Genomic DNA, 24,802 nt, shown 5'->3' with positions numbered 1-24,802 from the left:
TTTGAAACTCAGCCGGCAAGCTTCAAACCGTGATCCAACCACCAGACGTAAGCCTGATGCGCCAACTCTTCAACGCTGTGGCTGGACGCGTCCAGAGCCAGGGTCAGGGGCTCGCCGACAGGGGATTGAAGGGTGGCAAACTGGCTGTCGATCAGAGTCGACGGCATGAAATGGCCGGGACGATGGGATACGCGGTCAGCGGCCACTTCGGGGGTCAATTCAAGGAATACGAAGCCCAGGCCTGGCAAGGCACTGCGCAGACGCTCGCGATAACTGTGCTTGAGGGCCGAGCAGGTCAGCACCGGGCGCTCGCCCGTGGCGTCGACACGGCGCAACTCATCGCACAGGCTGTCGAGCCAGCCGGCACGGTCGTCGTCGTTCAAGGGAATACCGGCGCTCATCTTCTGGATGTTGGCCGCAGGGTGGAAAGTGTCGCCTTCGATGGCAGTGGCGCCGCTCAGCTCGCATAGCGCCTGGCTGACGCAAGTTTTGCCGCAACCGGCAACGCCCATGATGACCAGGGCGGTGATGGGATTATTCATGTAACACCTCAGCGCGCAGACAGCGCTACCTTTGCCAGTTATGACACCGCAGCAAAAGCAGAAGTTGCCGACGCCTTCTTGTCATTTTTGTGGTTGCAGCATGTTCGTTCACGACGCCAGCACACGGGGATCAGGCAAACCCCACTTACGCAATTGCAGCCGCGTCGAGACAGCGCTACCTTAGTGCCTTGATTTTTGTTTGGCAAGCCGCCCTGATGACCGCCCCTAAAAACGATAAGAATACTCGCACCACCGGTCGCCCTACGCTCAACGAAGTCGCACGCCTGGCCGGTGTCAGTCCCATCACCGCCTCCCGTGCCCTGCGCGGCGTCAGCACCGTAGCCGTCGACCTGGTGGAAAAAGTCCGCCAGGCCGCCGTGGAGCTCAACTACGTCGTCAACCCCGCCGCCCGCGCCCTGGCTTCGGCCCAGAGCCATTCGGTGGTGGTGCTGGTGCCGTCGTTGTCCAACCTGTTGTTCATCGACACCCTGGAAGCCATTCATCGGGTGCTGCGACCCAAGGGTTTCGAAGTGGTGATCGGCAACTACCACTATTCCCGGGACGAAGAAGAAGACCTGCTGCGCAACTACATGGCCTATCAGCCGCGTGGTTTGCTGTTGACCGGTTTCGACCGCACCGAAAGCGCCCGACGCATGATCGAGGCCAGCAATATTCCCTGCGTGTACATGATGGAACTGGACCCCGGCGCGGGGCTCAATTGCGTCGGCTTCTCCCAGCTCAAGGCCGGCGAAACGGCGGCCGAGCACCTGATTTCCAAAGGCCGCAAGCGCCTGGCCTACATCGGCGCGCAACTGGACCAACGCACCCTGCTGCGTGGCGAAGGTTTTCGCCGCGCCCTGCAGAAAGCCGGTCTGTATGACCCGGACCTGGAACTGCTGACCCCACGCCCATCATCGGTAGGCTTGGGCGGCGAGTTGTTCCTGCAGTTGCTGGACAGCCACCCGGACGTCGATGCGATCTTCTTCGGCAACGACGACCTGGCCCATGGCGCCTTGTTCGAGGCGCTGCGCTGCGGCATCAAGATCCCCGAGCAGGTCTCGATCCTGGGCTTCAACGACCTGCCCGCCTCGGCCCACACGGTACCGCGCCTGAGCAGCATCAGCACCCCACGGGAAGCCATCGGCCGCCGTGCAGCCGAGCAAATGCTGACGTTAATGGCCGGCAACCGCATCGCGCAGCCGGTGGTGGACATGGGCTTTGAGCTCAAGGTCCGCGAAAGCACCTGAGCCCGGCACGACGCGGTCGATCCATGCCGACGAACGGCAAGGATTGGCCGCCCCGCTCGCCACGTGCCTGCCCACAAGCCTTGGAATAGGCGCCTTGCGGCGACGGCATGGGAATTGCTCCTGCCCATCGCTCAGTCATTACCCACAGGTGTTCATCATGTTGGTCAGTGCAAAACAGCAAGCGATGGTCTTGCCGCTCAAACGCCCGGGCGAAGATCCCACCGCCGAAGCCGCCAGCGGCCTGCAAAGTGCCGCGTTGCAGGCCTTGCGCGATAACGTCCAGGCCCAGGCCAGCCAGGGCGCTGCCCAGGTTCAGGAGTCCTTCACCCAACGAGCCACGCAACAGGTCAATGCGAGCACCGCCATCAGCGACAATGTCGACGAGGCGTTCGCCAAGACCCGCGTGCAATTGCAGACCGTGGCTTCAACAGCGGCCGAAGAAACCACGACACTGGGTGGTTCTGCAACGGCAGAATTCAAGGACTACATGAGCAAGACGCCCGAAGAGCGCCTGCGCGACAGCATTCTCGAAGAGATGGGCATTACAGAGGAAGAGTTCGAAGCGATGCCGCCCGAGAAGCAGATGGCGGTCAGCCAGGAAATTGCCCAGCGCATGCAGGACAAGTCGGCGATCGCACAAGTGGAAAAGGCCCAGCAGAGCCGCACCGACGACAAAGCCTCGGCCACGGATATGTTTCTCGCCTCGCTTTAAGCCTCGGCACAGGGCGGAGCGTTTGAGCTGGGGGTTGTCGCCCCAGCTCAAACCTGAGGCCAACCGAAGCAGTATCGGTTCAATGACCGAACAGGTTCACCTTCTTGGTTTTTTTGTCGGCGCGCTTTTCATCGGCAGTTTTCGCCGGTTTTTTCTTTGCCGCTTTTTTTGAATCCATGCCTTTGGCCATGATACGTACTCCACTCATACGGGATGTGAAGTCAGGTATACACCTATCGCTGCACCTGCGTTCTTTTATAATCGCCCTCCCCTTATCGCCCACGACCCTGCCATGTCCGAAATCCATTACGCAGCGCTCGAAGAATCGCTTTGGCCGCTGATGAACAAGTTCTATCGCGCCCACCAATCCTCGATGAAAGCGGTGCGTGACGCGCAGCTTTGGGTGGCGCGGCGCGATGAGATCGTCGCAGCCCTGTGCCTGCGACCGGTGTCGGGTGGGCATTGGCTGACAGGGTTGTTCGTCGACCCGGCGTACCGCGTGCAGGGCGTTGCAGGGCGGTTGATCGCCGAGGCGGTGAACGGCGTGAACGAGCCGGTGTGGCTGTTCTGCCACCCGGACTTGCGTGGTTTTTATGAGCGGCGTGGTTTCAGCTTCGACCCCGAACTGCCCTATGCGATGGCTGAGCGTCTGAGCCGGTATGCGCGCAGCAAGCCGATGATTGCGATGGGGCTTGCGCCAAAAATACGCTTCTGAAACTCAATACAATCCATTGTGGGAGCGAGCCTGCTCGCGATTGCGGTTTTACATCCAGCAGATGAGTTGGCTGATACACCGCTATCGCGAGCAGGCTCGCTCCCACAGGGGTGTATGTCGATCATGAGTTAATCGTCGGCCGTGGGGTCCAGGTCCGGGAACATCACCTCGGTAAACCCGAACTTGCTGAAATCACTGATGCGCGAGGGGTACAAGCGCCCGATCAGGTGATCGCATTCATGCTGCACCACCCGCGCATGAAAGCCCGAGGCGTAACGCACGATCGGCTCGCCCTTGGGATCGAAACCTTCGTAACGGATGTCCTGGTAGCGCTCGACCGCCCCGCGCAGGCCCGGCACTGACAGGCAACCTTCGAAACCCTCTTCCATCTGCGGGCCCAGTGGGGTGATCAGCGGGTTGATCAGGATGGTCTGGGGCACGGCCTCGGCGTCGGGGTAACGCTCGCTGTGCTCGAAGCCGAAGATCACCAGTTGCAGGTCCACACCGATCTGTGGCGCCGCCAGGCCGACACCGCCGACGCTTTCCATGGTCTGGAACATGTCGTCGATCAGTTGCCACAATTCTGGGCTGTCGAACATTTCGGCGGGCACCGGCGGGGCGATGCGCAGCAGGCGTTCGTCGCCCATTTTCAGGATGTCACGGATCATGGTCGGGCTTCGTCAGGGTGGGGATGAGGGATGGAATGGTCGCGGCCCAGGCCCGACACATGCTGTTTTTCGTGCTCGCCGGCGCTCTTTTCGCCCGGATTCTTGCCCTCGGTGGACATGTGCTCGATCACCGCATTCATCTCCGCACCGAGCAACAGCACCGCCGAAGAAATATAGAAATACAGCAACAACACGATGATCGCACCGATGCTGCCATACATGGCGTTGTAGTTGGCAAAGGTCTTGACGTAAAACGCGAAGCCCAGGGAAGCGATGATCCACACCACCACCGCCAGCACCGACCCCGGCGTGATGAAGCGGAACTCCTGCTTGACGTCGGGCATTACGTAATAGATCAGCGCCACAGCCACCATCAGCAAGATCACGATCACCGGCCAGCGCACGATCGTCCAGAGCGTGACAATGAACTCCTCCAAGCCGACCTGGGCCGCAATCCAACCCATCACCTGTGGCCCGAGCACCATCAGCGCCGCAGCGGCCAGCAGCATGCCGGCGATGCCGACGGTGTAGAAAATCGACAGCGGAAAGCGCTTCCAGGCCGGACGGCCTTCCACCACATCGTAGGCGGCGTTCATCGCGCTCATCATCAGCCGCACGCCCGCCGAGGCGGTCCACAACGCAATGACGATACCCACCGACAACAACCCGCCCTTGGATTGCTGGAGCTGGTCGATCACTGGGTTGACCTGCTCCAGGGCCTGGGGCGGCAACACCAACTCCGATTGCAGGCGCAGCCAGGAGAAGAAGTCCGGCAGGTGCAGGAAGCCGATCAACGCGATCAAAAAAAGAATGAAAGGAAACAGCGAAAACAGCATTTGGTAGGCTAACGCCGAGGCGTAGGTCGACATCTCGTCGTCGAGAAACTCGGTCACGGTGCGCATCATCACACGATGCAAGGGTAAGCCTTTCAAGGCCGGGAACATCATGTGCGTCTCCTTTCGCCGCAAAAAAAGGGGGTCGCTTGGCGACTCAGGGGCCGTTGTCACAACAAAGTAGCCTGTTTGGCGACGTTGGATCAATTTCGTCTTTCATGCCCGACGCTGAATTGACCGACGATTGCCAAGCCAAGTTTCATTGTTCCTACAGCCGGGGCTTTATGTTTGCCCGGCAACCACCGAGAATGCCCCACGTATTCAGGCTGCGGCCTGAAGCTCCAACCCCGTAGGAACGTTATGAAACTCGATAAAAAGCAGGCCATCGCCCGCAGAAACCAGGATCTGGGCGGCGCCATACTGGGCGTCAACAACTGCCACTTCAGCGAATTGAACCGCAACCGAAACATTTTCTGGTTCGATATCCCGGTGGCGCGCCTGGCCATCGGTCAATACGAATGGATTCACCTGCTGCTGCACACGCCGGCCACCGATGAGCTGCTGCACCTGAAGGTGCCGACGGTGTTCCTGCGCGAGAAAATGGAAGGCCTGGAAGTGCGCAACCAAGGTAAACGCAAGGCAGCCTTGAGTCTGGAACTGAGTGCTGACAAGGATTCCTATCTTCAGGACATGCGGCCGGGTGGCACCAATCTGGATTTTGCGCAGTTCAGGTTGTAATGCGATTTCCTAGCTTTGGTGTGTATATCCGTTGCTGCGGTAACGGATATGTACCCAATCCAGCCCAAAAGAAAACGGCGCTTTCCCTCCTCGGAAAAGCGCCGTTTCTTTAAGTGAAGAGCATTACCGCATCAACGGTGCTCTTCATTGGCAACAGTCTTACTTCTTCAAACCCAGCTTCCTGAGCTCTTCATCCCGCAACTCGCGCCGCAGGATCTTGCCCACGTTGGTCGTCGGCAAGGCATCACGGAACTCCACGGCCTTGGGCACCTTATAGCCGGTGACGTTGGCACGCATGTGTTCCATCACCTGCTCCTTGGTCAACGTGACACCTGGCCGGGCGACGATGAAGATCTTGATCGCCTCGCCAGACTTCTCGTCCGGTATGCCGATGGCCGCGCACTGCAGCACGCCCGGCAGGGTTGCCAGCACATCTTCCAGTTCGTTGGGGTACACGTTGAAACCGGAGATCAGGATCATGTCCTTCTTGCGATCGACGATGCGCATGTAGCCGTCCGGCTGGATCAGCGCAATGTCACCGGTCTTGAGCCAGCCTTCGCTGTCGAGTATCTCGTCGGTGGCGTCCTGGCGCTGCCAGTAGCCCTTCATGACCTGCGGACCTTTCACGCACAACTCGCCGATTTCGCCCAATGGCTGTTCGACGCCCGCGTCATTGATCACCTTGCACAGCGTCGACGGCACCGGAATGCCGATAGTCCCGATCTGGATGTGCTGGATCGGGTTGACGGTGGCCACCGGGCTGGTTTCGGTCATGCCATAACCTTCGCAGATCGGGCAGCCGGTCACCGCTTTCCAGCGCTCGGCTGCTGCCAGTTGCAGGGCCATGCCGCCAGACAGGGTGACTTTCAGGGCCGAGAAATCCAGCTTGCGGAAGGCTTCGTTGTTGCACAGGGCCACGAACAGCGTATTGAGGCCGACGAAACCACTGAACTTCCACTTCGACAGCTCCTTGACCATCGCCGGCAGGTCACGCGGGTTGCTGATCAGGATGTTGTGGTTACCGATCAGCATCATCGCCATGCAATGAAAGGTGAAGGCATAGATGTGGTACAGCGGCAGCGGCGTGATCAGAATCTCGCAACCTTCATTGAGGTTGGAGCCCATCAGCGCCTTGCACTGCAACATGTTCGCCACCAGGTTGCGATGAGTGAGCATCGCGCCCTTGGCCACGCCGGTGGTGCCACCGGTGTATTGCAGCACGGCCACATCGTCGCTGGTGGGGTTGGCTTCGCTCACGGGTTGGCCGTGGCCTTTGCTCAGCACGTCGTTGAACTTGACGGCCTTGGGCAAGTGATAGGCCGGGACCATCTTCTTGACGTACTTGATCACGCTGTTGATCAACAGGCGCTTGAGCGGCGGCAGCAAGTCGGCGACTTCGGTGACGATGACGTGCTTGACGCTCGTCTTGGGTACCACGGTCTCGGCCAGGTGCGCCATGTTCGCCAGGCACACCAGCGCCTTGGCGCCGGAGTCGTTGAACTGATGTTCCATTTCCCGCGCGGTGTACAGCGGGTTGGTGTTGACCACGATCAGCCCGGCGCGGATCGCCCCGAACACGGCCACCGGGTACTGGAGAACGTTGGGCAGCTGCACGGCGATTCGATCACCGGGCTGTAAATCGGTATGCTGTTGCAGGTACGCGGCAAAGGCACCGGACAACTCGTAGAGTTCACCGTAGGTGATCGTCTTGCCGAGGTTGCTGAATGCCGGCTTGTTGGCAAAGCGTTGGCAGGACTGCTTCAACACCGCCTGAATATTCGGATACTCGTCTGGATTGATGTCGGCAGCAATCCCAGCTGGGTACTTATCCTTCCAAAAGTCTTCAATCATGGAAGCCCACTCCTCAGCAACGCGAATTCTCACCGCATTTGATGCGATTATTATTGGTGTGTGTTTGTTGGTGAATCTGGCTTGAATCAAGGCCGAGAAGTCACAAAAGCGCGCCGAGAGTAGCAGCTTTGCCAGGGGCCGACTAGAGCCAAAAGCAGCCCCCACAGTCACAAACATGACTCATGAATATTTTATGGTCATTTTTAGAGTAAAAAATCTACACCCTGTTAAATCTCTCTGAATCAAACAACTGTGGGAGCACAGCTTGCTCGCGATAGGGGTATGTCAGCCAATACAAATGAGGCTGTTCCACCGCTATCGCGAGCAAGCTGTGCTCCCACAGGTTTTCGTCAGGACAGATACCCCGGCGGGCCTCAGGCGATATCCCGCAGCTCCCGCCGCAGAATCTTGCCCACCGGAGTCATTGGCAACGACTCCCGCAGCACAATGTGCTTGGGTACCTTGTAGCCGGTGAAGTTCTCCTTGCAGTAGGCCTTGAGTTCTTCAAGGCTGACGCCGGTTTCCCGCGCCACCACGAACAGCTTCACCGCCTCCCCCGAACGTTCGTCCGGCACGCCGATCACCGCGCAGTTGGCCACCTTGGGATGGGCCATCACCACGTCTTCGATCTCGTTGGGGTACACATTGAATCCCGAGACGATGATCATGTCCTTCTTGCGGTCGACGATGCGCACGAAACCGTCCGGGTCGATCACCGCGATATCGCCGGACTTGAACCAGCCCTCGTGGTCCAGCACTTCGGCCGTGGCCTCAGGCTTGTTCCAGTAGCCTTTCATGATCTGCGGGCCCTTGATGCACAGCTCGCCGCGCTCGCCCAGGGGCTGCTCGACGCCATCGTCGTTGATCACTTTCATCAGCGTGCCCGGCACCGGCATCCCCACCGTACCCAGCCGGGACTTGCCGCCATAAGGATTGGCACTGGCCACTGGCGAGGTTTCGGTCAAACCATAACCTTCGGTGATGCCGCAACCGGTGATCTGCTCCCAACGTTCGGCGGTGGCCTTGATCAGCGCCGTGCCGCCCGAGTTGGTGACCTTGAGGTTGGAAAAATCCAGGGTCTTGAAATCCGGATGGTCCATCAATGCCACGAACAACGTGTTGAGCCCCAGCAGCAGCGAGAAACGCCAGTTCTTCAACTCCTTGATAAAACCACCGATGTCCCGCGGATTGGTGATCAGCACGTTGTGATTGCCGGTCACCATCATGCACATGCAGTTCGCCGTGAACGCATAGATATGGTACAGCGGCAGCGGCGCGATCATGACCTCCTGGCCTTCGCGCAACAGTGGATGGCCGTCATCGCCTAGCTGCCCCAGGCAGGCCCGGGCCTGTTGCATGTTGGCCACCAGGTTGCCGTGAGTCAGCATCGCGCCCTTGGCCAACCCGGTGGTGCCGCCGGTGTATTGCAACACCGCAATATCGTCGAGGCTGACTTTCAGCGGCTTGATGCCCTGGCCGCGTCCCAGGCGCAAGGCACTCTTGAAGGAAATGGCCTGGGGCAGCGAATAGGCCGGGACCATTTTCTTGACCTTGCTCACCATCGTGTTGACCAGCCAGCCCTTGGCGGTGGGCATCAGGTCACCCATCTTCGCTTCGATCAGGTACTGCAGGTCCGTATCGGGCAACACCTCCTGGACTTTCTGCCCGAACATATTCAGGTACACCAGCGCCCGGGCACCGGAGTCCTTGAACTGATGACGCATTTCCCGCGCGGTGTACAACGGGTTGGTGTTGACCACGACCAGCCCGGCGCGCAAGGCACCGAACACGGCGATCGGGTACTGCAGGATGTTAGGCATCTGCACCGCGATTCGATCACCCGGCGCCAGGTCGGTATGGGCTTGCAGGTAGCCGGCGAAGGCCGCGCTGTAGCGCTCGAGCTCGGCATAGGTGAGCGTCACCCCCATGTTGCTGAACGCCGGACGGTCGGCAAATTTCTTACAGGAACGTTCGAACACCTCGATCACCGACTTGTAGGCCCCAAGGTCAACATCCAGGGGCACGCCGGCCGGGCGCTTGTCATTCCAGAAATCAGGCTGCATTGTTTTTGTCCTCTTTACCTGAGCATGTCCGGGCCGCATCTGTATCGCTTGCAGAGGCGGAGCTCCTGGGACACTAGCAGCTATGGCCAATCAGGCAAATATGGCAACCTGCGTCATAGATTGTGTGAATCTTCCTGCCATGGCGTGGCCTGATCAGGCGAGACGCAGCGGATGCGCTATACAATGCAGCGACGCTGCGTCTGACTTTGTGCAAAGGAATCGCCATGATCCACCAAACGTTCTGGCTGACCGCGACCGACCATAGCCGCCTGTTCGTCAACCAGTGGCTGCCCGAAACCGCCCCGTTGGCGATGATCATGCTGGCCCACGGCATGGCCGAACACAGCGGCCGCTACGCCCGTCTGGCCCAGGCATTGTGCGACGAAGGCTACGGTGTCTGTGCTGTGGACCTGCGCGGCCATGGCAAGACCGGCGAGGAAACGATTCTCGGCCATTTTGCCGACGAGGACGGCTGGACCAAAGTCGTGGGCGACTTGGCCAGTCTCAACCAGCACATCGGCCAACAACACCCCGAAACCCCCATCGTGTTGCTGGGCCACAGCATGGGCAGCTACATCGCCCAGGGTTACCTGTTGCATCACAGCGCCAGCCTGCACGGGGCGATTCTCAGCGGATCGAACTTTCAACCGGTGACGCTCTACCGCAGCGCTCGCCTGATCGCCCGCTTCGAACGCTGGCGCCAGGGAGCCACGGGGCGCAGCGCGTTGATCGAGTGGCTGTCGTTCGGCAGTTTCAACAAGAAATTCAAACCCACGCGTACCCCCTTCGACTGGCTCAGCCGCGACCCGGCCGAAGTCGACAAGTACGTCCACGACCCGCTGTGTGGCTTTCGCTGCACCAATCAACTGTGGGTCGACCTGCTCGGCGGGTTGCAGCAAATCAGCAAAGCGTCCAATCTCGCCCAGATCGATCCGGGCCTGCCCCTGCTGGTGATCGGTGGCGAATGTGATCCGGTGAGCGAAGGCAAGCGTCTGAAGGATCTGGCCGACGCCTTGCGTGACGCCGGCATCCGGCACCTGCAATTGACGATTTACCCGCAGGCCCGGCACGAACTGTTCAATGAAACCAACCGCGATGAAGTGACCGCCGACGTGCTGGCCTGGATTGCCCAGGCCCTGAGCCACAAGCGGCCGCCACGCAGCGAGTAGGCTTGCAGCGTTTTTCCTTTACTCCTTCACAGGATCTGAAACAGATGACCCAGGTTACCAACACCCCTTACGAAGCCCTCGAAGTAGGCCAGACCGCCAGCTACAGCAAGACCGTCGAAGAGCGTGACATCCAGCTGTTCGCGGCGATGTCGGGCGATCACAACCCGGTGCACCTGGACGCCGAATTCGCCGCCGCGAGCATGTTCAAGGAGCGCATCGCCCACGGCATGTTCAGCGGTGCGCTGATCAGCGCCGCTGTGGCCTGCGAGTTGCCTGGGCCGGGCACCATCTACATCGGCCAGCAGATGAGCTTCCAGAAGCCGGTGAAAATCGGCGACACCCTGACCGTGCGCCTGGAGATCCTGGAGAAACTGCCGAAATTCCGTGTGCGCATCGCCACGCGCGTGTTCAACCAGCGCGACGAGCTGGTGGTGGACGGCGAAGCCGAAATCCTCGCACCGCGCAAGCAGCAGACCGTGACCTTGCCGACGTTGCCGGCGATCACCGTGGGTTGATTCACAGGCGCCTACGGTGAGTGACTTGTGGCGAGCCTTAAATGTGGGAGCAAAGCTTGCTCGCGATGCAGGCGCCTCGGTTCCCTGAGAGACTGAGTTATCTTCATCGCGGGCAAGCCTTGCTCCCACATTTAAGGCGGGCCTTCGCGCACCTGCACGCTCGCCGTCATCCCCGCGCTCAGGTTCACCCCCTCCGGCACCTTGTCCAACTTGATCCGCACCGGTATCCGCTGGGCCAGACGCACCCAGTTGAAGGTCGGCTCCACCTCCGCCAGCAATTGCGCATCGGGATTGGTGTTGCGGTCGGTAATGCCACGGCTGATGCTCTCGACATGGCCCTCCAGCGCATGGCCGGCGCTCATCAGCCAGATCTTGACCGGATCGCCCACGCGGATCCTCGGCAACTTGGTTTCTTCGAAATAGGCCTGCACATAGAACGTCGAGTCGTCGATCAGCGCCATCACCGGCTGCCCGGCATTCACGTAGTTGCCTTCGGCCAGGCGCAGGTTGGTGATGTGGCCGTTGCGTGGGGCCAGGACCTGGCTGCGCGCCAGGTTGAGCTCGGCCACCTTGGCCTCGGCCTGGGCTTCGCGCAGTTCGCCGCGGGCGATGCCGGCGTTGATCTGGGCGTTTTCCCGCAGTTCGGCGCTGATGGCCTGGGGTCCAAGGGCCGCACGGCGGCTGGCTTCGTGTTCACGCAGGCTCAGTTGCTGCTGGCGCGTCTGCACCACCGCCCGAGCCTTCTCCACCGCGGCCTCGAAACGCTCGCGGTCGATACTCAGCAACACGTCGCCGGCCTTGACCTGTTGGTTATCCACCGCCTTGAGCTCACGCACCCAACCCGACACGTCGGGGGCAATCACCACCACGTCGGCGCGGATCCGCGCATCGCGGGTCCAGGGTGTGAGCATGTAGTACTGCCACAAGTGAAACCCGGCGAAGATCGCCACGGCCACCATGCACAGCGTGACGGCGACACGTACGGATGTACGCATGTTCAACTCCTATAGCGGCCCGAGGACCACGGTAATAACGGTCAGGACACAGACATACAGGGCGCAGTCGAACAAGGCTTCATGCCAGATCCAGCGCCCGGCCGGCACCAGGCTGAGCAACAGGCGCAACGCACCGGTCACCAGCAACGCCAGCACCACATAAATCAGGAACGGGCTGAGCAACACCCCGCCAATCGACCACTCACGCAAGCCCATGGCTGTGCTCCCGTCGTTCAGGTTCGTGCTGGTGGCACCAGGCGCGCCAGCTGTTTTGCAATTGCACCACCGCGCCCTGGGCCAACTTCAATGCGTCACCGGGCGGCTGGCTCGACAACTCCGTCAGGAACTCGGCGCTTGCCGGGGCCAGTGCATCGGCCTGGTCACCGGTCGGGCCGTGTTCGAGCACCTGCTCCAGCGCTTCGAAATAACGGCGCTGCGCCCGGGTATCGGGCACTTGGGCGACGGCCAGGCTCAGGCGCAAATGCAACAGTTCATCGCCAATGTCCAGGCCAAGCAAACCATCATCCCAACGGCTGCGCGCCTGCACCGGCAATTCGGGGTGATGCCGCGCAAGCTGCAACAGCCGATCGGCCATGCGTCCGCCGAACCAGCTCTCGGCACCACGCAGGCTGCGATGGGTCAGGCGCACCAGATCGTGGAGGGTCGCGGCCAGCAGGCGACGGCTGTGCCAGGCCGGGTTGCGCAAAATCAGCAGATTGAAGGCCAGCACCGCCGCGCCCACGCCAATCATCATGGCCTGGGCGCTGTTGAAGAACGCTGCGACGTCGTACTTCATGGCATTGAGCGGTGAAATCAACACCACGAAATGCAGGCAGAACGAGGTCGCCGTGGCGAAGATCTGCGGCTTGGCCATACCCAGCGCGCCGAAAAACAACGGCACGCCCATGGCCATGCACAGCATCGCAAAGCTGCTCCATTGCGGTAGCAAAAGCTCGCCAATCACGAACGCCGTCGGCACGGCCAACAGAATGCCCCGCAGAAAACTCATACCGATCTGCGCGCCGTTTTCGCGACTGGCAAACAAGCTGCACACCACGCACGTCAGTAGCATCGCACCCGATGCGGCGGGCCAGGCAGTCGCCAGCCAGAAACAGGCCACCGCCAGGAACGCCAGGGCGCTGCGCGCACCAAAGACCATGGCCAGGGACAGATCACGATGAGGCGCCAAGGTTCGCGGTGGATCCGCCGCCTCCCTGCCCTCCTGTACCGCCGTCAAGGCCGCGCAGGCGGCCAGGGCGGTATCGAGCAACAAGGCGAACCGCGCCAGGCAGTAACTCTGCGCCGAGCTGATCTGCGGGTCGTGAGACGCATCCCATACCCGGGGGCGCAAGGCCTGCAGGGTCGCACTGTCGGCATCGAGGGCCTGCTGTACCTCGTTCATCCACGGCTGAAGAGCCTCGGCCTCCTCGGGATCGAGCTGTTTCCACTGCCGGCGCACCGAGCGCGAAAGGCGCAGCAACATCAGCAATTTCTGGCTCAAGCCGCTGATGGCCCGGGCTCGCTGTCGGCCACGGCTGCCTTCGAACCAGGCATGTTCGCGCTGGGCATCCACCGCGACGATCCTGCCCAGAATTTCCAGGAGCCCTTTTCGCGCCTGGACATCGCCAGCCAGGGTCGCCCGGGCGGCCTGCATGCCACTCTGCCAGGCAGCAAGGGCCTGACCGGCCAGTTGCCGCTCGACCCGCAACGGCCAGAGCAAGGCACTGGCCGCCGTGGCGCAGACAATGCCCAGGCTGATCTCGGTGCAGCGCGCCACCGCCTGGTCGAACACACCCAGCGGATGGGAAATGGCCGGCAAGGCAATGATCGCCACCGTGTAACCGGCCAGCACGAATGAATACGACCAGGCACTGCGCAACAGCGTCGAACAGGCTGTGCACAACCCCAGCCAGAGCGCCAAGGCCAGCAGGAACAACCAGGGCGCCTGGGCAAACAGGCCCATGAACACCACCGACATGACGGTGCCCACCAGCGTGCCGACCAATCGCGCCAACCCCTTCTGCACCACCATCCCGGACAGTGGCTGGGCGACGATGATCGCAGTCATCAGCGCCCATGACGGCTGCTCCAGCCCCCAGCGCAACGCCAGCCACAACGCCAGCCCGGCACCAAGCACCGTCTTGATGGCGAACTGCAAAGCGAGGCGGTCAGGGGCAAACAAGGCCTGGAAGGTTATGGGCACGCGAAAAACTCTTTGGGGGACGCCAGTAACAATAGATGCAATGCGAGGGATCGGCGGTGCAATTATTAGCTAGCTATCTATTCGAGTCCAGAGTTGTTTGTCGCCCAATCATTCGAACGCTTTTGTGGGCAGAGATTGCTCCCGCCAAGACCTGTAGGAGCTGGCGAAGCCTGCGATCTTTTGATCTTTTGATCTTTCGCTTGAGATGCAATTGCCTGGGGAAAGATCGCAGCCTCGTTGCACTCGACAGCTCCTACACAGCTCCTACACCGCTCCTACACCGCTCCCACACATTTCCTGCTGGTCTGGCGGGAGCAATCTCTGGCCACAAAAAAACGCCAGGCAAGCTGGCGTTTTTTTTGATCAGGACGCGTTGTTAGCTGGCGCGCGCCTGGTTACGCAGGGCCTTGACCTGGTCATGGTTGCGTTGCACACCGTGGTACTGACGCTCAACCAGGTCACGAATGCCGACCAGGTTGTGCTTGGTGATTTTCTCGAGCGCTTCCTTGTAGGCCTTGAGCGCATGGTCTTCGCCACGCTCGGCTTCGTTGAGCACCGCTTCTTCATCCTTGCCGGTGAACATGGATTTCACGTCCACCCAACGACGGTGCAGGTCACCGGCGACGCTGGTGGAGGTTTCCGGATCGCCGCCCAGGGAGCGAACCGCCGCTTGCAGTTCGGCCGCAGCAGTCGCGCAGTCGGCAGCACGTTGAACGAACAGCGCCTTGAGTTGTGGGTGCTTGATGTCTTCAGCGCAGGTCTTGAAGCCTTCCTGGCCATCTTTGCTGGTCTCGATCAGGTCGTTCAAGACGGAGATGGATTCTTTGTTGATGTCAGTCATTTTTCAGTTCCTTTGCTTGGTGAATAAAAAACCTGCAAGGGCTGTTGCATCGGCCATGCCAGTCAAAGAATCCAGTTAATTTTCTTTAAAATCAGCCATTTAACAAAAAACCAGAAAACTGTATCCGCGTTATTTGCATGATCTGTCATTTGGCCTGCATGCAGAATGCCTGTATTTTCGAGGCAGATTTGAATCAGACGATTGCCATGAACCCGGAAAAGCTCGAATTGCTCGTCACGCGTCAAATGCCGTTCGGCAAATACAAGGGGCGAATCCTGGCTGACCTGCCCGGTCAATACCTGAACTGGTTCGCCCGCGAGGGTTTTCCTCACGGTGAACTGGGTGGTTTGCTGGCACTGATGCAGGAAATCGATCACAACGGGCTGTCGGACCTGCTCGATCCATTGCGCGCCAAACACGGCAAACCCAAGCCTCGCCCCTGATCAGTTGAGCCCCGTCATGCCCGAAAACACGCTACGCGCCCATGATGAAGCTTTCTGGCAGACGTTTGTCGGCCGCTACGACATCGATCCCGCCGGCCCGCTCAACCTGGAAAACGGCTACTTCGGACGCATGTCCCGCACCGTGGTGGAGGAGTACCAGCGCAACATCGAATTCATCAACCGGGGCAACTCGGTGTACGTGCGCCAGCATTTCGACCGTGAACACGGCGAAGCCATTCGTCGGCAGGTAGCCCGGCTGATCCACGCATCCCCCCAGAGCGTGGCATTGGCCGGTAGCGCGGTGGACGCCTTGCAGACGCTGATTCGCAACTACAACGGCCTCAAGCCAGGCGATCAAGTGCTGATCTGTGATCTGGAATATGCCTCGGTCAAAAGTGCAATGCGCTGGCTGGCCCGCCAGCGTGGCGTGGAGGTGATCGAAATCGTCCACCAGCACCCGGCCAGTTTCGAAAGCCTGGTGGGCACTTATCGCGAAGCGTTCATTCGCTACCCTCGCCTCAAGTTGATGGCGCTGACCTACGTCAACCACCTCACCGGACTGGTGATGCCGGTCCAGGCCATTGCCGAGAGTGCCCGCGAGTTTGCCGTCGACATCATCCTCGACGGTGCCCACGCCCTGGGCCAGATCGATTTCGACCTGAAGAAGCTCGGGATCGAATTCGCCGGGTTCAACCTGCAGAAGTGGATCGGCGGCCCCCTCTCCCAGGGCTTCCTGTACATCGCCCCGCAGCGCTTGGCCGACATCGACCCGGACATGGACGAAGACAGCTACCCCGCCACCGACATCCGCTCACGCACGCCCCACAGCACGCCCAACATCCCTGCCTTGCTCACCCTGCCGCTGGTCTTCGAAGAACACCAGGCCCTGGGTGGCGCTTCGGCCAAAGGCGCGCGCCTCTGTTATCTGCGTGACCTGTGGGTGAGCGCCGTGCGCGATGTGCCGGGCATCGAAGTCATGACCCCGGATGACCAGCGCCTCTATTGCGGGATCACCGCGATGCGCTTCACCGCCCGGGCCGATCAACAAGCGATGGCCGATCGATTGCTCAATGAGCATGGGATCTTCACCGTGGTGCGCCACACCAGCGTCGGGCCATGCATCCGCATTACCCCGGGGCTGATTACCTTGGCGAGTGATATCGAGCGGTTGACCAAAGCACTGCTTGAACTGAGCCGTACCTAGATCCCTGCTCCCGCAGGGCTCTGTAGGAGCTGGCGAAGCCTGCGATTTTTTGATCTTGCTCTTTCGCTCTCGACTCAATTGTCAGTGGAAAGATCGCAGCCTCGTTGCACTCGTCAGCTCCTACACAGCTCCTACACGTACCCCAGCGGGAGCAAGCTCCCTCGCCACAGGAGTTTTGTGCTGCCATAAAAACCCAGGCAAAAAAAAACGGCGCGCCGACCAAGCGCACCGTAAAACCGTAGAACACCCAACGAGGTTCGGTAAAACAATCAGTCCAGCAGCGCCAAGGCCTCGGCGGTGCATTCCTGGATGCGGGCCCAGTCGCCGTTCTTGATCCACTCAGGATCGAGCATCCAGCTACCGCCCACGCACATCACGTTTTTCAACGCCATGTAGCTCTTGATGTTGGCCGGGCTCACGCCGCCGGTCGGGCAGAATTTCACTTCGCCGAACGGGCCGCCCAAAGCCTTGATGGCCGCGACGCCGCCGCTGACTTCGGCCGGGAACAGTTTGAAGCGGCGATAGCCCAGGCTGTAGCCTTCCATGATGCCCGAGGCGTTGCTGATGCCGGGCAGTAACGGGATAGGGCTGTAGACGCTGGCCTCGAGCAGATCACGGGTGATGCCCGGAGTGACGATGAACTGCGAACCGGCAGCCTCGGCGGCGTCCAGCATGTGGCGGTCGAGCACCGTGCCGGCACCGGTCACCAGTTCCGGACGCTGCTCACGCAGCACCTGGATGGCCTTGAGGCCGTATTGGGAACGCAGCGTCACTTCCAGCGCCGTCAGGCCACCGGCAGCCAGGGCATCGGCCAGCGGCAGGATGTCCTGTTCACGGGCGATGGTGATCACCGGCAGGATCCGCGCCTTGGCGCAGAGGCTGTCGATCAGGGCAACTTTGTCCGCCATGGAAACGGTCGGGGATGGGTTTGTCATAGCGGCTGATCCTTGGTTCATGGGCACCAGTAAATCTCTAACGTAGGTTGCAAAAACGCGCGGATCGGCATTTCGGCGACATCGTCACCGGCCACCGCAGCGTTCAAGGTGGTCAATTTCGACTGACCGGAAATCGACAGCACTTTGTGTTGCGCCGAAGCCAGCAAGGCGCGGCTCATGGTCAAGCGCTGGTGCGGCACGGTCGGCGCCAGCATCGGCCAGCAGCGACGTGTGCCATTGGCGTCCAGGGCCTGGGCCAGGTTCGGGCTGCCAGGGAACAGCGAGGCGGTGTGCCCGTCATCGCCCATGCCCAATACCAGCACATCGATCGGCGGCAACTCGGCCAACAGACGATCGGCCTGCTCGGCAGCCGCTTCCAGGTTGGTGCTGGCGCTGTAGAGGCTCAGGAACTGGGCCTTGGCCGCCGCGCCTTGCAGCAGGTAACGCTTGAGCAGGCCGGCGTTGCTGTCGGCGTGTTCAACCGGTACCCAGCGCTCATCGGCCAGGCTGACCACCACTTTGGACCAGTCCAGCGCCTGCTTGGCCAGGTGCTGGAAAAACGCCACCGGGCTGCGGCCACCGGAAACCACGAGGGTCGCCGCACCGCGTGCGTCGATTGCATTACGCAACTGCTCGGCCACGTTCAGCGCCAGGCCTTCGGCCAGCACCACCGGGTTCTTGAATTCATGGGCGCTAACGCCCTGCGGCAGTTTCAATTCAGATATCGCCATACCATGACCTCCCATCCCGCGTGATCAGTGCAATGGAGCTCATCGGCCCCCAGGACCCAGCCGCATACGGCTTGGGCGCATCGCCGGATTTCTTCCACCCGGCGATCAACTGGTCACACCACGTCCACGCGGCTTCAATTTCATCTTTACGGACAAACAGGTTCTGATTGCCGTTCATGACTTCCAGCAACAACCGCTCGTATGCATCGGGAATACGTGCGCTGCGATAGGTGTCGGAGAAGTTGAGTTGCAACGGACCGCTGCGCAATTGCATGCCCTTGTCCAGGCCCTGCTCCTTGGTCATCACTCGCAAGGAAATCCCTTCGTCCGGTTGCAGGCGGATGATCAGCTTGTTGCTGATCTGCAAGCGCTGCTCGGGCGCGAAGATGTAGTGGGACGGTTCCTTGAAGTGGATGACGATCTGCGACAGCTTTTGCGGCATGCGCTTGCCGGTACGCAGGTAAAACGGCACCCCGGCCCAACGCCAGTTGCGGATGTCGGCGCGCAGGGCGACGAACGTCTCGGTGTCGCTCTGGGTATTGGAGTTGGGTTCTTCGAGGTAGCCAGGCACTGCCTTGCCCTCGCTGTGGCCGGCGATGTACTGGCCACGCACCACCTGGGTGGTCAGGCCTTCCGGGCTGATCGGCGCCAGGGCCTTGAGCACCTTGACCTTCTCGTCACGGATGCTGTCGGCGGACAAGTCGGCCGGTGGGTCCATGGCGATCAGGCACAGCAGCTGCAACAGGTGGTTCTGGATCATGTCCCGCAGTTGGCCGGCCTTGTCGAAATAGCCCCAGCGGCCTTCGATACCGACCTTCTCGGCCACGGTGATTTCCACATGGGAAATGTAGTTCTGGTTCCACTGGGTTTCGAACAGGCTGTTGGCGAACCGCAGCGCGATCAGGTTCTGGACCGTCTCTTTGCCCAGGTAATGGTCGATGCGATAGGTACGGTTTTCCGGGAAGAACTGCGCCACGGCGTCGTTGACCTTGCGCGAAGACTCCAGGTCCGAGCCGATGGGTTTCTCCAGCACGACACGGGTGTTTTCGCTCAAGCCAACCTTCGCCAGGTTCTCGCAGATCGCCCCATACACCGCCGCCGGGGTGGCGAAATAGGCAATGACCTGCTGGGTCGAACCGGCTGCTTCGGCCAAGGCGACGTAATCGTCGGCCTTGAGGAAATCCACGTGCAGGTAGGTCAACCGTGCCAGGAAACGCTCGAGTACGCCCTCATCCAGGTCTTTTTCCCCGACGTAGCGTCGCAGTTCGGCGGTGATGAATGCCAGATGCTGCTGCTCGCTGCCGGGTTCACGGGCCAGCGCAATGATTCGCGTGTCCTCGTGCAGCAACTGGGCGCCATCGAGCTGATACAGGGCAGGAAAGAGCTTGCGCAAGGCCAGATCGCCCAACGCGCCGAACAAGGCAAAGGTGCACGGTTCAACCGTAATCGAAGGCATGATGTTTGTTCTTTTATCAAGTTAAACTACAAATACCTTTTTTCAAGGTATCACTCAAGGAAAAATGTAGTAATAACCACAACATTTTTCGAAAATACCGATTCCGAGTGGTGGTCCGTCGGAGCCATCAGTAGGATAGGCCACCGCAAAGGGTCGTATCAAAGACCCGTCTTCCTAGGAATCTTGTATGGACCGCGTGCGAAATTTACTGGAACAGATCCAGAGTCGCCTTGAAGACCTGAACAAGGCCGAACGCAAGGTGGCCGAGATCATCCTGCTCAACCCGCAGCAGGCGACCCGCTTCAGCATCGCTGCCCTCGCCCAGGCGGCTTCGGTCAGTGAACCGACCGTCAACCGTTTCTGCCGCTCGTTCGGCGTCAGCGGTTACCCGGAACTCAAGCTGCAATTGGCCCAAAGCCTGGCCAGCGGCGCTGCTTATGTGAGCCGTGCGGTGGAGGCCGACGACAACCCGGAAGCCTACACCCGGAAAATCTTTGGCAGTGCCATTGCCTCATTGGACAGCGCCTGCCAGGCCCTTGATCCCAATTTGATCAGTCGCGCCGTGGACCTGCTGATCCAGGCCCGGCAAATCCACTTCTTCGGCCTCGGCGCCTCCGCCCCGGTGGCGCTGGATGCCCAGCACAAGTTTTTCCGCTTCAACCTGGCAGTGACCGCTCATGCCGACGTACTGATGCAGCGCATGATCGCGTCGGTGGCCCATACCGGTGAACTGTTCGTGATCATTTCCTACACCGGTCGTACCCGCGAGCTGGTGGAAGTGGCGCGCATCGCCCGGGAAAACGGCGCGTCGGTGCTGGGCCTGACCGCCGAAGGCTCGCCATTGGCCAAGGCCAGTACCCTGAGCCTGAACATTCCGCTGCCCGAAGACACCGATATCTACATGCCGATGACCTCACGGATTATCCAGCTCACCGTACTGGACGTGCTCGCCACCGGCATGACCCTGCGTCGGGGCGTGGACTTCCAACCCCATCTGCGCAAGATCAAGGAAAGTTTGAACGCCAGCCGGTATCCGGTGGGGGATGAGTTCAACTGACCGAGCCTTGCCTGATCGGCCGTCATCGCGAGCAAGCTCGCTCCCACACTGGATCTTTGGCGCTCACAAAACCCTGTGGGAGCGAGCCTGCTCGCGAAGGGGCCGTTAGTCTCACCCACTGACCTGAATCAAGCCCCCACCCACGCCTGCAAACTCAAGTGCGCCCGCTCCCCCGGCGCCAGGCACAGGCTGTCGGTGCCGCCACTGGCCGCTTCGACGCAGACGAATTCACTGACTTCATCCCAACTCACCCCCAGCAACGGCCGTGCGCCCGGATGCCAGACCACGGTGTCGGCGCTGTCGCCGGTGTCGATGCACAATTCGCGCTGCCAGGCGTGGTCCTTGAGCTGCAACTCCCCCTCATGCTGGAACACCCGCTGGCAGCCGCCCTCAACCCGCAACTCGCCTTCCTGCTGGCAAACCGCACGGCTCAACTGATCGTAACCCTGTGCGCCCTCGAGCCCAGACAGCGCTACCTCACCGACATCACCAATACGCCAGTACGCATGCAAGGCCTGGCTCAACTGGCATGGCAGGCTGTCCTGATGCTCGGTGCTCAAGTGCAGCTCCATGCGCTCACCCAGGTCTGCATGCAGATCCACTTGCCAGTCGCATAGCTGCAGTTGCCAGTGCAAATGCACACCGTCTTCATCACTGCGGCTGTCGAGCAGTTTCCAGTCGATCAACCGCGCCCAGCCGTGGGATGGCCAGGCATTTTCGCTGGGATGACGACCATACCAAGGCCAGCACACCGGCACCCCGCCGCGGATCGCCCCGACGTGTGGCCACTTGGCCGCGCACCACAACCACGGCTTTTGGCCTCGCGGTTGAAAATGCAGCAACTGCGCGCCCTGGCGACTGAACACCGCCTGGCACAACGGGTGGTCGATCACCAACACATCGCGCTGCCGATAGCGCTCCCACGCGAACACCGGGCGTTCGCGCAAGGATCTGAAAAAGCGTTGTAGCGGATGCTCATGCATGGGCCGCGGTCCTGGAAATCATTGAATTGCTCATCTGTTTGCAACGCTTGTTGTGGCAAGGCGATTGAGCTGTGGGAGCAAAGCTTGCTCGCGATGAAAGCGCCTCGCTTCCCTGGGAGACCGCGTTGTCTTCATCGCGGGCAAGCCTTGCTCCCACAGGCCCCTCGCCACAGACTTTGCACCAGCCAAGCGCTCCCCAAAAAAAAGCGGACAGCCTTGGCCGTCCGCAAATATGCGCACATAGAGAGGAGCTTATCGCAACAGCGTTAGAACACCGACTGAATTTTCAGGCCGGCCACCAGCGCGTTGTCGACTTCATCCACACCACCTGGATGAGTGATGTATTGCAGGTTGGGACGCACGGTCAGCCAGTTGGTGACGTGGATGCCGTAGTTGAGCTCGTAGTTGTACTCAGTGTCACGCAACGGCGCGAACAGCGGATCATTGTAGTCGCTGACACCATTGGCAACGTTGGTCAGCTCGGAGTTTTTCTTCACGTCATCGTTGACATGGATGCGGGCAAAACCGATCCCGATGTCATCTTTAGGACGCGCATCGAACGGCCCCTTGTACACAAACATCAGCGACTGGTAGTTGTCGACGAAGTTGGTGTCCTTGTCGTGGAAGGTCGCGTTGGCCGCGATGTTCAGGCCGCGGGAAGCGTCACCGTTGTGAGTGGTGAGTTGTTGTTGCGCGACAAACCAGTAGCCGTGCTTGCTGTTGTGGCTGCGATAGGCGTTGCCGGTAGTCGCGGCGTCATCGCCATTGTCGTCTTCACGGACGTCATTGGCATCGGCCGTGCTCTTGTAGTAACCGACACGGTATTCGCCCGGCAGGCTGTTGACCTTCGGCGACCAGACCAGCTCGACCGGAATGACGGTACCCTTGGTACCACTGCCGCTGAGCTTGAAGCCGTTACCGTGTTCCAGTTGCGATGGGTTCTGGTTGTAAGCACCGATCTGCGCATAGAACTCAGGCGTGATGTTGTACTTCACGCGAAGTGCGGCCTGCATGACCGGCCAGTTGTACCAGATGCCGGTCGCCCAGTTACCCGCTTGAGATCCGCAGAACGCCAGGTTCTGGAACTCGCAAGGGAAGGTGTTGAAGTCTTCGCCTTCGCCGAAGTAACCGGCCTTGACGTCCAGCTTGCCATCGAGGAACTGGTGCTTGATCCACAATTGGGTCAGGCGGACCATGTGCCCACGGCCGTAGACTTCCTGGGAAGAGCTCAAGGTGCCGGCACGCGGATCGCCGACACGGTCATTGGAAATGTTTTCGCCGTTACGGTTGGTGAGCTGGATCTTGGCCTGGGTGTTATCCCAACCCATCAGTTTTTCCAGGTCCAGCGCCACACCCAGACCGAACTGGTCGGAGTAACGCGCCGTCTTGTCGTTGTTGTAGCCGCCATGCAGGTTGGCGCCCATTTCACCGACGTAGTCAGCCTTGATATCGATACCTTGCTCGATCAGCTTGGTCCGCTCGCCACCCCAATCACCCGTCATCCACTGCGAATCGGCGCTGAACGCGTCGGCAGCGTGTGCGCTACCGGCCAGCATCATCGCCGCAACGGCTGACAACTGGCAGATAAGCTGGGCGTTATTTTTCTTCTTCATCCCTACATCCTCGTCTTTATTGTTATTAACTGTTTTTATCTAACGCGGTTTACAACGATTGCGGCGGATGTCCCCATCCACCGCATACTCCTTCCTGTGGGAGCAGGCCTGCTCCCCCATTTGTTCTTCATCGACCTTTGAACTGCGCCACGTTCGCCGACCGGGCATCGGCTTGCGGCTGGCCGGCCACGCCCAGGCGTTCACCGGACTTGGCGTCGAACAGCAACACTTTCGATGGATCGAATTGCAGCGTCAGGGTCTCCCCGACTTGCGGTGCCACGTCCGGCGCCAGGCGGCAGCAGACCTTGGTGTCGTTGAGGTTGACGAACACCAGGGTGTCCGGCCCGGTGGGCTCGGTGACCTGGACTTCGGCGCGAATGGTCGGCAAGCCGTTGGGCTCGCTGCCCGCCAGCATGATCTGCTCCGGGCGCATGCCCAGGATCACTTCGCGGTCTTCCAGGCCGGCGTCCTGCATGCCCATCGGCAGTTCGCAACGGGCCTGGCCGCTGTCGAGCAGCGCCAGCAGGCGACCGTCCTTGCGTTGCAGGCGCAGCGGGATGAAGTTCATCGGTGGCGAACCGATGAAGCTCGCCACGAACAGGTTGGCCGGGTTGGTGTAGATGTCTTTCGGCGTGCCGAACTGCTGGATGATCCCGTCCTTCATCACCGCCACTTTGTCGCCCAGGGTCATCGCTTCGATCTGGTCGTGGGTCACGTAGACCGTGGTGGTCTTCAGGCGCTGATGCATCAGTTTCATTTCGGTACGCATCTCGACCCGCAGCTTGGCGTCGAGGTTGGACAGCGGTTCGTCGAACAGGTAGATCTTCGGCCGCCGCGCCAGCGCCCGGCCCATGGCCACGCGCTGTTGCTGGCCGCCGGAGAGCTGGCCGGGCTTGCGATTGAGCAGGTGCTCGATCTGCAGCAGCTTGGCCACGCGGGTGACTTCTTCGTCGATGTCCGACTGTTTCATCTTGCGGATTTTCAGGCCGAACTCGATGTTCTCGCGCACGCTCATGGTCGGGTACAGCGCGTAGGACTGGAACACCATGGCGATGTCGCGATCTTTCGGGCTCATGCCGCTGACGTCCTGGTCGCCGATCATGATTGCGCCGCCGGTGATGGTCTCAAGGCCGGCGATGCAGTTCATCAGCGTCGACTTGCCACAGCCCGAAGGCCCGACAAGGATCAGGAACTCACCGTCCTTGATCGACAACTCGATGTTCTTCAGGGTGTCCGGCAGCCCGGCACCATAGGTCTTGTTTACGTTGCGAAGTTCAAGCGTTGCCAT

25 protein-coding genes are annotated in these 24,802 nt (G+C 60.5%); 9 read left to right on the top strand and 16 right to left on the bottom strand.

Annotated features, from left to right (window positions below; all coding sequences use genetic code 11):
* Positions 1-8 precede the first annotated feature (8 nt).
* On the bottom strand, positions 9-542 hold the full coding sequence (locus ASC85_RS08180; RefSeq protein ID WP_003198590.1) for a gluconokinase: 534 nt from the start codon (positions 540-542) through the stop codon (positions 9-11).
* A gap of 215 nt (positions 543-757) precedes the next feature.
* Between ASC85_RS08180 and ASC85_RS08175 the strand changes: the two genes are divergently transcribed.
* Complete coding sequence (locus ASC85_RS08175; RefSeq protein ID WP_057448930.1) at positions 758-1,789, top strand: LacI family DNA-binding transcriptional regulator; 1,032 nt, start codon at positions 758-760, stop codon at positions 1,787-1,789.
* Here the strand turns inward: ASC85_RS08175 and ASC85_RS33445 are convergent.
* Positions 1,767-1,898 (bottom strand): hypothetical protein, encoded by a 132-nt coding sequence (locus ASC85_RS33445; protein WP_269085247.1) that lies wholly within the window; start codon positions 1,896-1,898, stop codon positions 1,767-1,769. The genes ASC85_RS08175 and ASC85_RS33445 overlap by 23 nt on opposite strands.
* A gap of 48 nt (positions 1,899-1,946) precedes the next feature.
* Here ASC85_RS33445 and ASC85_RS08170 point away from each other — a divergent pair, with 48 nt between their 5' ends.
* Complete coding sequence (locus ASC85_RS08170) at positions 1,947-2,501, top strand: hypothetical protein (RefSeq protein ID WP_057448929.1); 555 nt, start codon at positions 1,947-1,949, stop codon at positions 2,499-2,501.
* A 292-nt stretch (positions 2,502-2,793) separates the two neighbouring features.
* Positions 2,794-3,216 carry a GNAT family N-acetyltransferase gene (locus ASC85_RS08165; RefSeq protein WP_057448928.1) on the top strand — a complete coding sequence of 141 codons (423 nt, stop codon included), beginning with the start codon at positions 2,794-2,796 and terminating at the stop codon, positions 3,214-3,216.
* 128 nt (positions 3,217-3,344) lie between these two features.
* Here the strand turns inward: ASC85_RS08165 and def are convergent, their stop codons facing one another.
* Positions 3,345-3,884 carry a peptide deformylase gene (gene def / locus ASC85_RS08160; protein ID WP_003198581.1) on the bottom strand — a complete coding sequence of 180 codons (540 nt, stop codon included), beginning with the start codon at positions 3,882-3,884 and terminating at the stop codon, positions 3,345-3,347.
* Positions 3,881-4,831: a YihY/virulence factor BrkB family protein gene (locus ASC85_RS08155; protein ID WP_057448927.1), complete on the bottom strand. Its 951-nt coding sequence runs from the start codon at positions 4,829-4,831 to the stop codon at positions 3,881-3,883. Before ASC85_RS08155 ends, def begins: the two co-directional genes overlap by 4 nt.
* 246 nt (positions 4,832-5,077) lie before the next feature.
* On the opposite strand from ASC85_RS08155, the gene ASC85_RS08150 reads away from it, so the two are divergent.
* On the top strand, positions 5,078-5,455 hold the full coding sequence (locus tag ASC85_RS08150) for a hypothetical protein (RefSeq protein ID WP_057448926.1): 378 nt from the start codon (positions 5,078-5,080) through the stop codon (positions 5,453-5,455).
* Positions 5,456-5,614: 159 nt separating this feature from the next.
* Here ASC85_RS08150 and fadD1 read toward each other — a convergent pair whose 3' ends face one another.
* Positions 5,615-7,306 (bottom strand): long-chain-fatty-acid--CoA ligase FadD1, encoded by a 1,692-nt coding sequence (gene fadD1 / locus ASC85_RS08145; protein WP_057448925.1) that lies wholly within the window; start codon positions 7,304-7,306, stop codon positions 5,615-5,617.
* 374 nt (positions 7,307-7,680) lie between these two features.
* Entirely contained in the window at positions 7,681-9,369 is a 1,689-nt protein-coding gene (fadD2, locus tag ASC85_RS08140) for a long-chain-fatty-acid--CoA ligase FadD2 (RefSeq protein WP_057448924.1), read from the bottom strand.
* A gap of 224 nt (positions 9,370-9,593) precedes the next feature.
* Between fadD2 and ASC85_RS08135 the strand changes: the two genes are divergently transcribed.
* Both ASC85_RS08135 and ASC85_RS08130 read left to right on the top strand, forming a co-directional pair.
* Positions 9,594-10,538 (top strand): alpha/beta hydrolase, encoded by a 945-nt coding sequence (locus ASC85_RS08135; protein WP_057448923.1) that lies wholly within the window; start codon positions 9,594-9,596, stop codon positions 10,536-10,538.
* Between the two features lie 44 nt (positions 10,539-10,582).
* The gene (locus ASC85_RS08130) at positions 10,583-11,053 is read left to right on the top strand and encodes a MaoC family dehydratase (RefSeq protein ID WP_003198569.1); all 471 of its coding nucleotides are present in this window, start codon (positions 10,583-10,585) and stop codon (positions 11,051-11,053) included.
* Positions 11,054-11,184: 131 nt separating this feature from the next.
* On the opposite strand, the gene ASC85_RS08125 is transcribed toward ASC85_RS08130, so the two are convergent.
* From ASC85_RS08125 to ASC85_RS08110, 4 genes are all read right to left on the bottom strand, one after another.
* A complete protein-coding gene (locus ASC85_RS08125; RefSeq protein WP_057448922.1) occupies positions 11,185-12,048 on the bottom strand; it encodes an efflux RND transporter periplasmic adaptor subunit in 864 nt (287 codons plus the stop codon).
* 9 nt (positions 12,049-12,057) lie between these two features.
* On the bottom strand, positions 12,058-12,264 hold the full coding sequence (locus ASC85_RS08120; protein ID WP_003198565.1) for a DUF1656 domain-containing protein: 207 nt from the start codon (positions 12,262-12,264) through the stop codon (positions 12,058-12,060).
* Positions 12,251-14,251: an FUSC family protein gene (locus ASC85_RS08115; protein WP_057448921.1), complete on the bottom strand. Its 2,001-nt coding sequence runs from the start codon at positions 14,249-14,251 to the stop codon at positions 12,251-12,253. The genes ASC85_RS08120 and ASC85_RS08115 overlap by 14 nt, the downstream gene beginning before the upstream one ends.
* A gap of 376 nt (positions 14,252-14,627) precedes the next feature.
* The gene (locus ASC85_RS08110; RefSeq protein ID WP_003198561.1) at positions 14,628-15,092 is read right to left on the bottom strand and encodes a ferritin-like domain-containing protein; all 465 of its coding nucleotides are present in this window, start codon (positions 15,090-15,092) and stop codon (positions 14,628-14,630) included.
* 206 nt (positions 15,093-15,298) lie between these two features.
* Here ASC85_RS08110 and ASC85_RS08105 point away from each other — a divergent pair, with 206 nt between their 5' ends.
* Together ASC85_RS08105 and ASC85_RS08100 are read left to right on the top strand one after the other, a co-directional pair.
* Complete coding sequence (locus ASC85_RS08105) at positions 15,299-15,535, top strand: DUF3820 family protein (RefSeq protein WP_027912035.1); 237 nt, start codon at positions 15,299-15,301, stop codon at positions 15,533-15,535.
* Between the two features lie 16 nt (positions 15,536-15,551).
* The gene (locus ASC85_RS08100) at positions 15,552-16,739 is read left to right on the top strand and encodes an aminotransferase class V-fold PLP-dependent enzyme (RefSeq protein WP_057448920.1); all 1,188 of its coding nucleotides are present in this window, start codon (positions 15,552-15,554) and stop codon (positions 16,737-16,739) included.
* 269 nt (positions 16,740-17,008) lie between these two features.
* Here ASC85_RS08100 and ASC85_RS08095 read toward each other — a convergent pair whose 3' ends face one another.
* Genes ASC85_RS08095 through zwf form a run of 3 tightly spaced genes read right to left on the bottom strand, consistent with a single transcriptional unit; the run spans position 17,009 to position 19,861 of the window.
* Positions 17,009-17,674 carry a bifunctional 4-hydroxy-2-oxoglutarate aldolase/2-dehydro-3-deoxy-phosphogluconate aldolase gene (locus ASC85_RS08095; protein WP_013692437.1) on the bottom strand — a complete coding sequence of 222 codons (666 nt, stop codon included), beginning with the start codon at positions 17,672-17,674 and terminating at the stop codon, positions 17,009-17,011.
* A 17-nt stretch (positions 17,675-17,691) separates the two neighbouring features.
* Positions 17,692-18,405, bottom strand: coding sequence for a 6-phosphogluconolactonase (pgl, locus tag ASC85_RS08090; protein WP_057448919.1), 714 nt, complete (start codon positions 18,403-18,405; stop codon positions 17,692-17,694).
* On the bottom strand, positions 18,392-19,861 hold the full coding sequence (gene zwf, locus ASC85_RS08085) for a glucose-6-phosphate dehydrogenase (protein ID WP_003198549.1): 1,470 nt from the start codon (positions 19,859-19,861) through the stop codon (positions 18,392-18,394). Before zwf ends, pgl begins: the two co-directional genes overlap by 14 nt.
* A 196-nt stretch (positions 19,862-20,057) precedes the next feature.
* On the opposite strand from zwf, the gene ASC85_RS08080 reads away from it, so the two are divergent.
* The gene (locus ASC85_RS08080) at positions 20,058-20,918 is read left to right on the top strand and encodes a MurR/RpiR family transcriptional regulator (protein ID WP_170842276.1); all 861 of its coding nucleotides are present in this window, start codon (positions 20,058-20,060) and stop codon (positions 20,916-20,918) included.
* Positions 20,919-21,046: 128 nt separating this feature from the next.
* Here ASC85_RS08080 and ASC85_RS08075 read toward each other — a convergent pair whose 3' ends face one another.
* The 3 genes from ASC85_RS08075 to ASC85_RS08065 form a co-directional block, all read right to left on the bottom strand.
* On the bottom strand, positions 21,047-21,901 hold the full coding sequence (locus tag ASC85_RS08075) for a D-hexose-6-phosphate mutarotase (RefSeq protein ID WP_057448918.1): 855 nt from the start codon (positions 21,899-21,901) through the stop codon (positions 21,047-21,049).
* A 266-nt stretch (positions 21,902-22,167) separates the two neighbouring features.
* Positions 22,168-23,514, bottom strand: coding sequence for a carbohydrate porin (locus ASC85_RS08070; RefSeq protein WP_057448917.1), 1,347 nt, complete (start codon positions 23,512-23,514; stop codon positions 22,168-22,170).
* Positions 23,515-23,641: 127 nt separating this feature from the next.
* Positions 23,642-24,802: an ABC transporter ATP-binding protein gene (locus ASC85_RS08065; RefSeq protein ID WP_014336918.1), complete on the bottom strand. Its 1,161-nt coding sequence runs from the start codon at positions 24,800-24,802 to the stop codon at positions 23,642-23,644.

The sequence above is a fragment of the Pseudomonas sp. Root401 genome, from assembly GCF_001425105.1.
In the GTDB taxonomy this organism is placed as follows: domain Bacteria; phylum Pseudomonadota; class Gammaproteobacteria; order Pseudomonadales; family Pseudomonadaceae; genus Aquipseudomonas; species Aquipseudomonas brassicacearum.
The sequence above is the reverse complement of the archived record's forward strand: the minus strand, read 5'-3'. Positions and strand labels throughout refer to the sequence as shown.

Bases quoted from the DNA above. Each gene is read 5' to 3' on its own strand.
- ASC85_RS08125 (WP_057448922.1), bottom strand. From the start codon at position 12,048: ATGCGTACATCCGTACGTGTCGCCGTCACGCTGTGCATGGTGGCCGTG.
- ASC85_RS08110 (WP_003198561.1), bottom strand. From the start codon at position 15,092: ATGACTGACATCAACAAAGAATCCATCTCCGTCTTGAACGACCTGATC.
- ASC85_RS08165 (WP_057448928.1), top strand. From the start codon at position 2,794: ATGTCCGAAATCCATTACGCAGCGCTCGAAGAATCGCTTTGGCCGCTG.
- ASC85_RS08170 (WP_057448929.1), top strand. From the start codon at position 1,947: ATGTTGGTCAGTGCAAAACAGCAAGCGATGGTCTTGCCGCTCAAACGC.
- ASC85_RS08105 (WP_027912035.1), top strand. From the start codon at position 15,299: ATGAACCCGGAAAAGCTCGAATTGCTCGTCACGCGTCAAATGCCGTTC.
- def (WP_003198581.1), bottom strand. From the start codon at position 3,884: ATGATCCGTGACATCCTGAAAATGGGCGACGAACGCCTGCTGCGCATC.
- ASC85_RS08065 (WP_014336918.1), bottom strand. From the start codon at position 24,802: ATGGCAACGCTTGAACTTCGCAACGTAAACAAGACCTATGGTGCCGGG.
- ASC85_RS08180 (WP_003198590.1), bottom strand. From the start codon at position 542: ATGAATAATCCCATCACCGCCCTGGTCATCATGGGCGTTGCCGGTTGC.
- ASC85_RS08095 (WP_013692437.1), bottom strand. From the start codon at position 17,674: ATGACAAACCCATCCCCGACCGTTTCCATGGCGGACAAAGTTGCCCTG.
- ASC85_RS08075 (WP_057448918.1), bottom strand. From the start codon at position 21,901: ATGCATGAGCATCCGCTACAACGCTTTTTCAGATCCTTGCGCGAACGC.
- zwf (WP_003198549.1), bottom strand. From the start codon at position 19,861: ATGCCTTCGATTACGGTTGAACCGTGCACCTTTGCCTTGTTCGGCGCG.
- pgl (WP_057448919.1), bottom strand. From the start codon at position 18,405: ATGGCGATATCTGAATTGAAACTGCCGCAGGGCGTTAGCGCCCATGAA.
- fadD1 (WP_057448925.1), bottom strand. From the start codon at position 7,306: ATGATTGAAGACTTTTGGAAGGATAAGTACCCAGCTGGGATTGCTGCC.
- ASC85_RS08135 (WP_057448923.1), top strand. From the start codon at position 9,594: ATGATCCACCAAACGTTCTGGCTGACCGCGACCGACCATAGCCGCCTG.
- fadD2 (WP_057448924.1), bottom strand. From the start codon at position 9,369: ATGCAGCCTGATTTCTGGAATGACAAGCGCCCGGCCGGCGTGCCCCTG.
- ASC85_RS08100 (WP_057448920.1), top strand. From the start codon at position 15,552: ATGCCCGAAAACACGCTACGCGCCCATGATGAAGCTTTCTGGCAGACG.
- ASC85_RS08070 (WP_057448917.1), bottom strand. From the start codon at position 23,514: ATGAAGAAGAAAAATAACGCCCAGCTTATCTGCCAGTTGTCAGCCGTT.
- ASC85_RS08175 (WP_057448930.1), top strand. From the start codon at position 758: ATGACCGCCCCTAAAAACGATAAGAATACTCGCACCACCGGTCGCCCT.
- ASC85_RS08155 (WP_057448927.1), bottom strand. From the start codon at position 4,831: ATGATGTTCCCGGCCTTGAAAGGCTTACCCTTGCATCGTGTGATGATG.
- ASC85_RS08150 (WP_057448926.1), top strand. From the start codon at position 5,078: ATGAAACTCGATAAAAAGCAGGCCATCGCCCGCAGAAACCAGGATCTG.
- ASC85_RS33445 (WP_269085247.1), bottom strand. From the start codon at position 1,898: ATGCCGTCGCCGCAAGGCGCCTATTCCAAGGCTTGTGGGCAGGCACGT.
- ASC85_RS08120 (WP_003198565.1), bottom strand. From the start codon at position 12,264: ATGGGCTTGCGTGAGTGGTCGATTGGCGGGGTGTTGCTCAGCCCGTTC.
- ASC85_RS08130 (WP_003198569.1), top strand. From the start codon at position 10,583: ATGACCCAGGTTACCAACACCCCTTACGAAGCCCTCGAAGTAGGCCAG.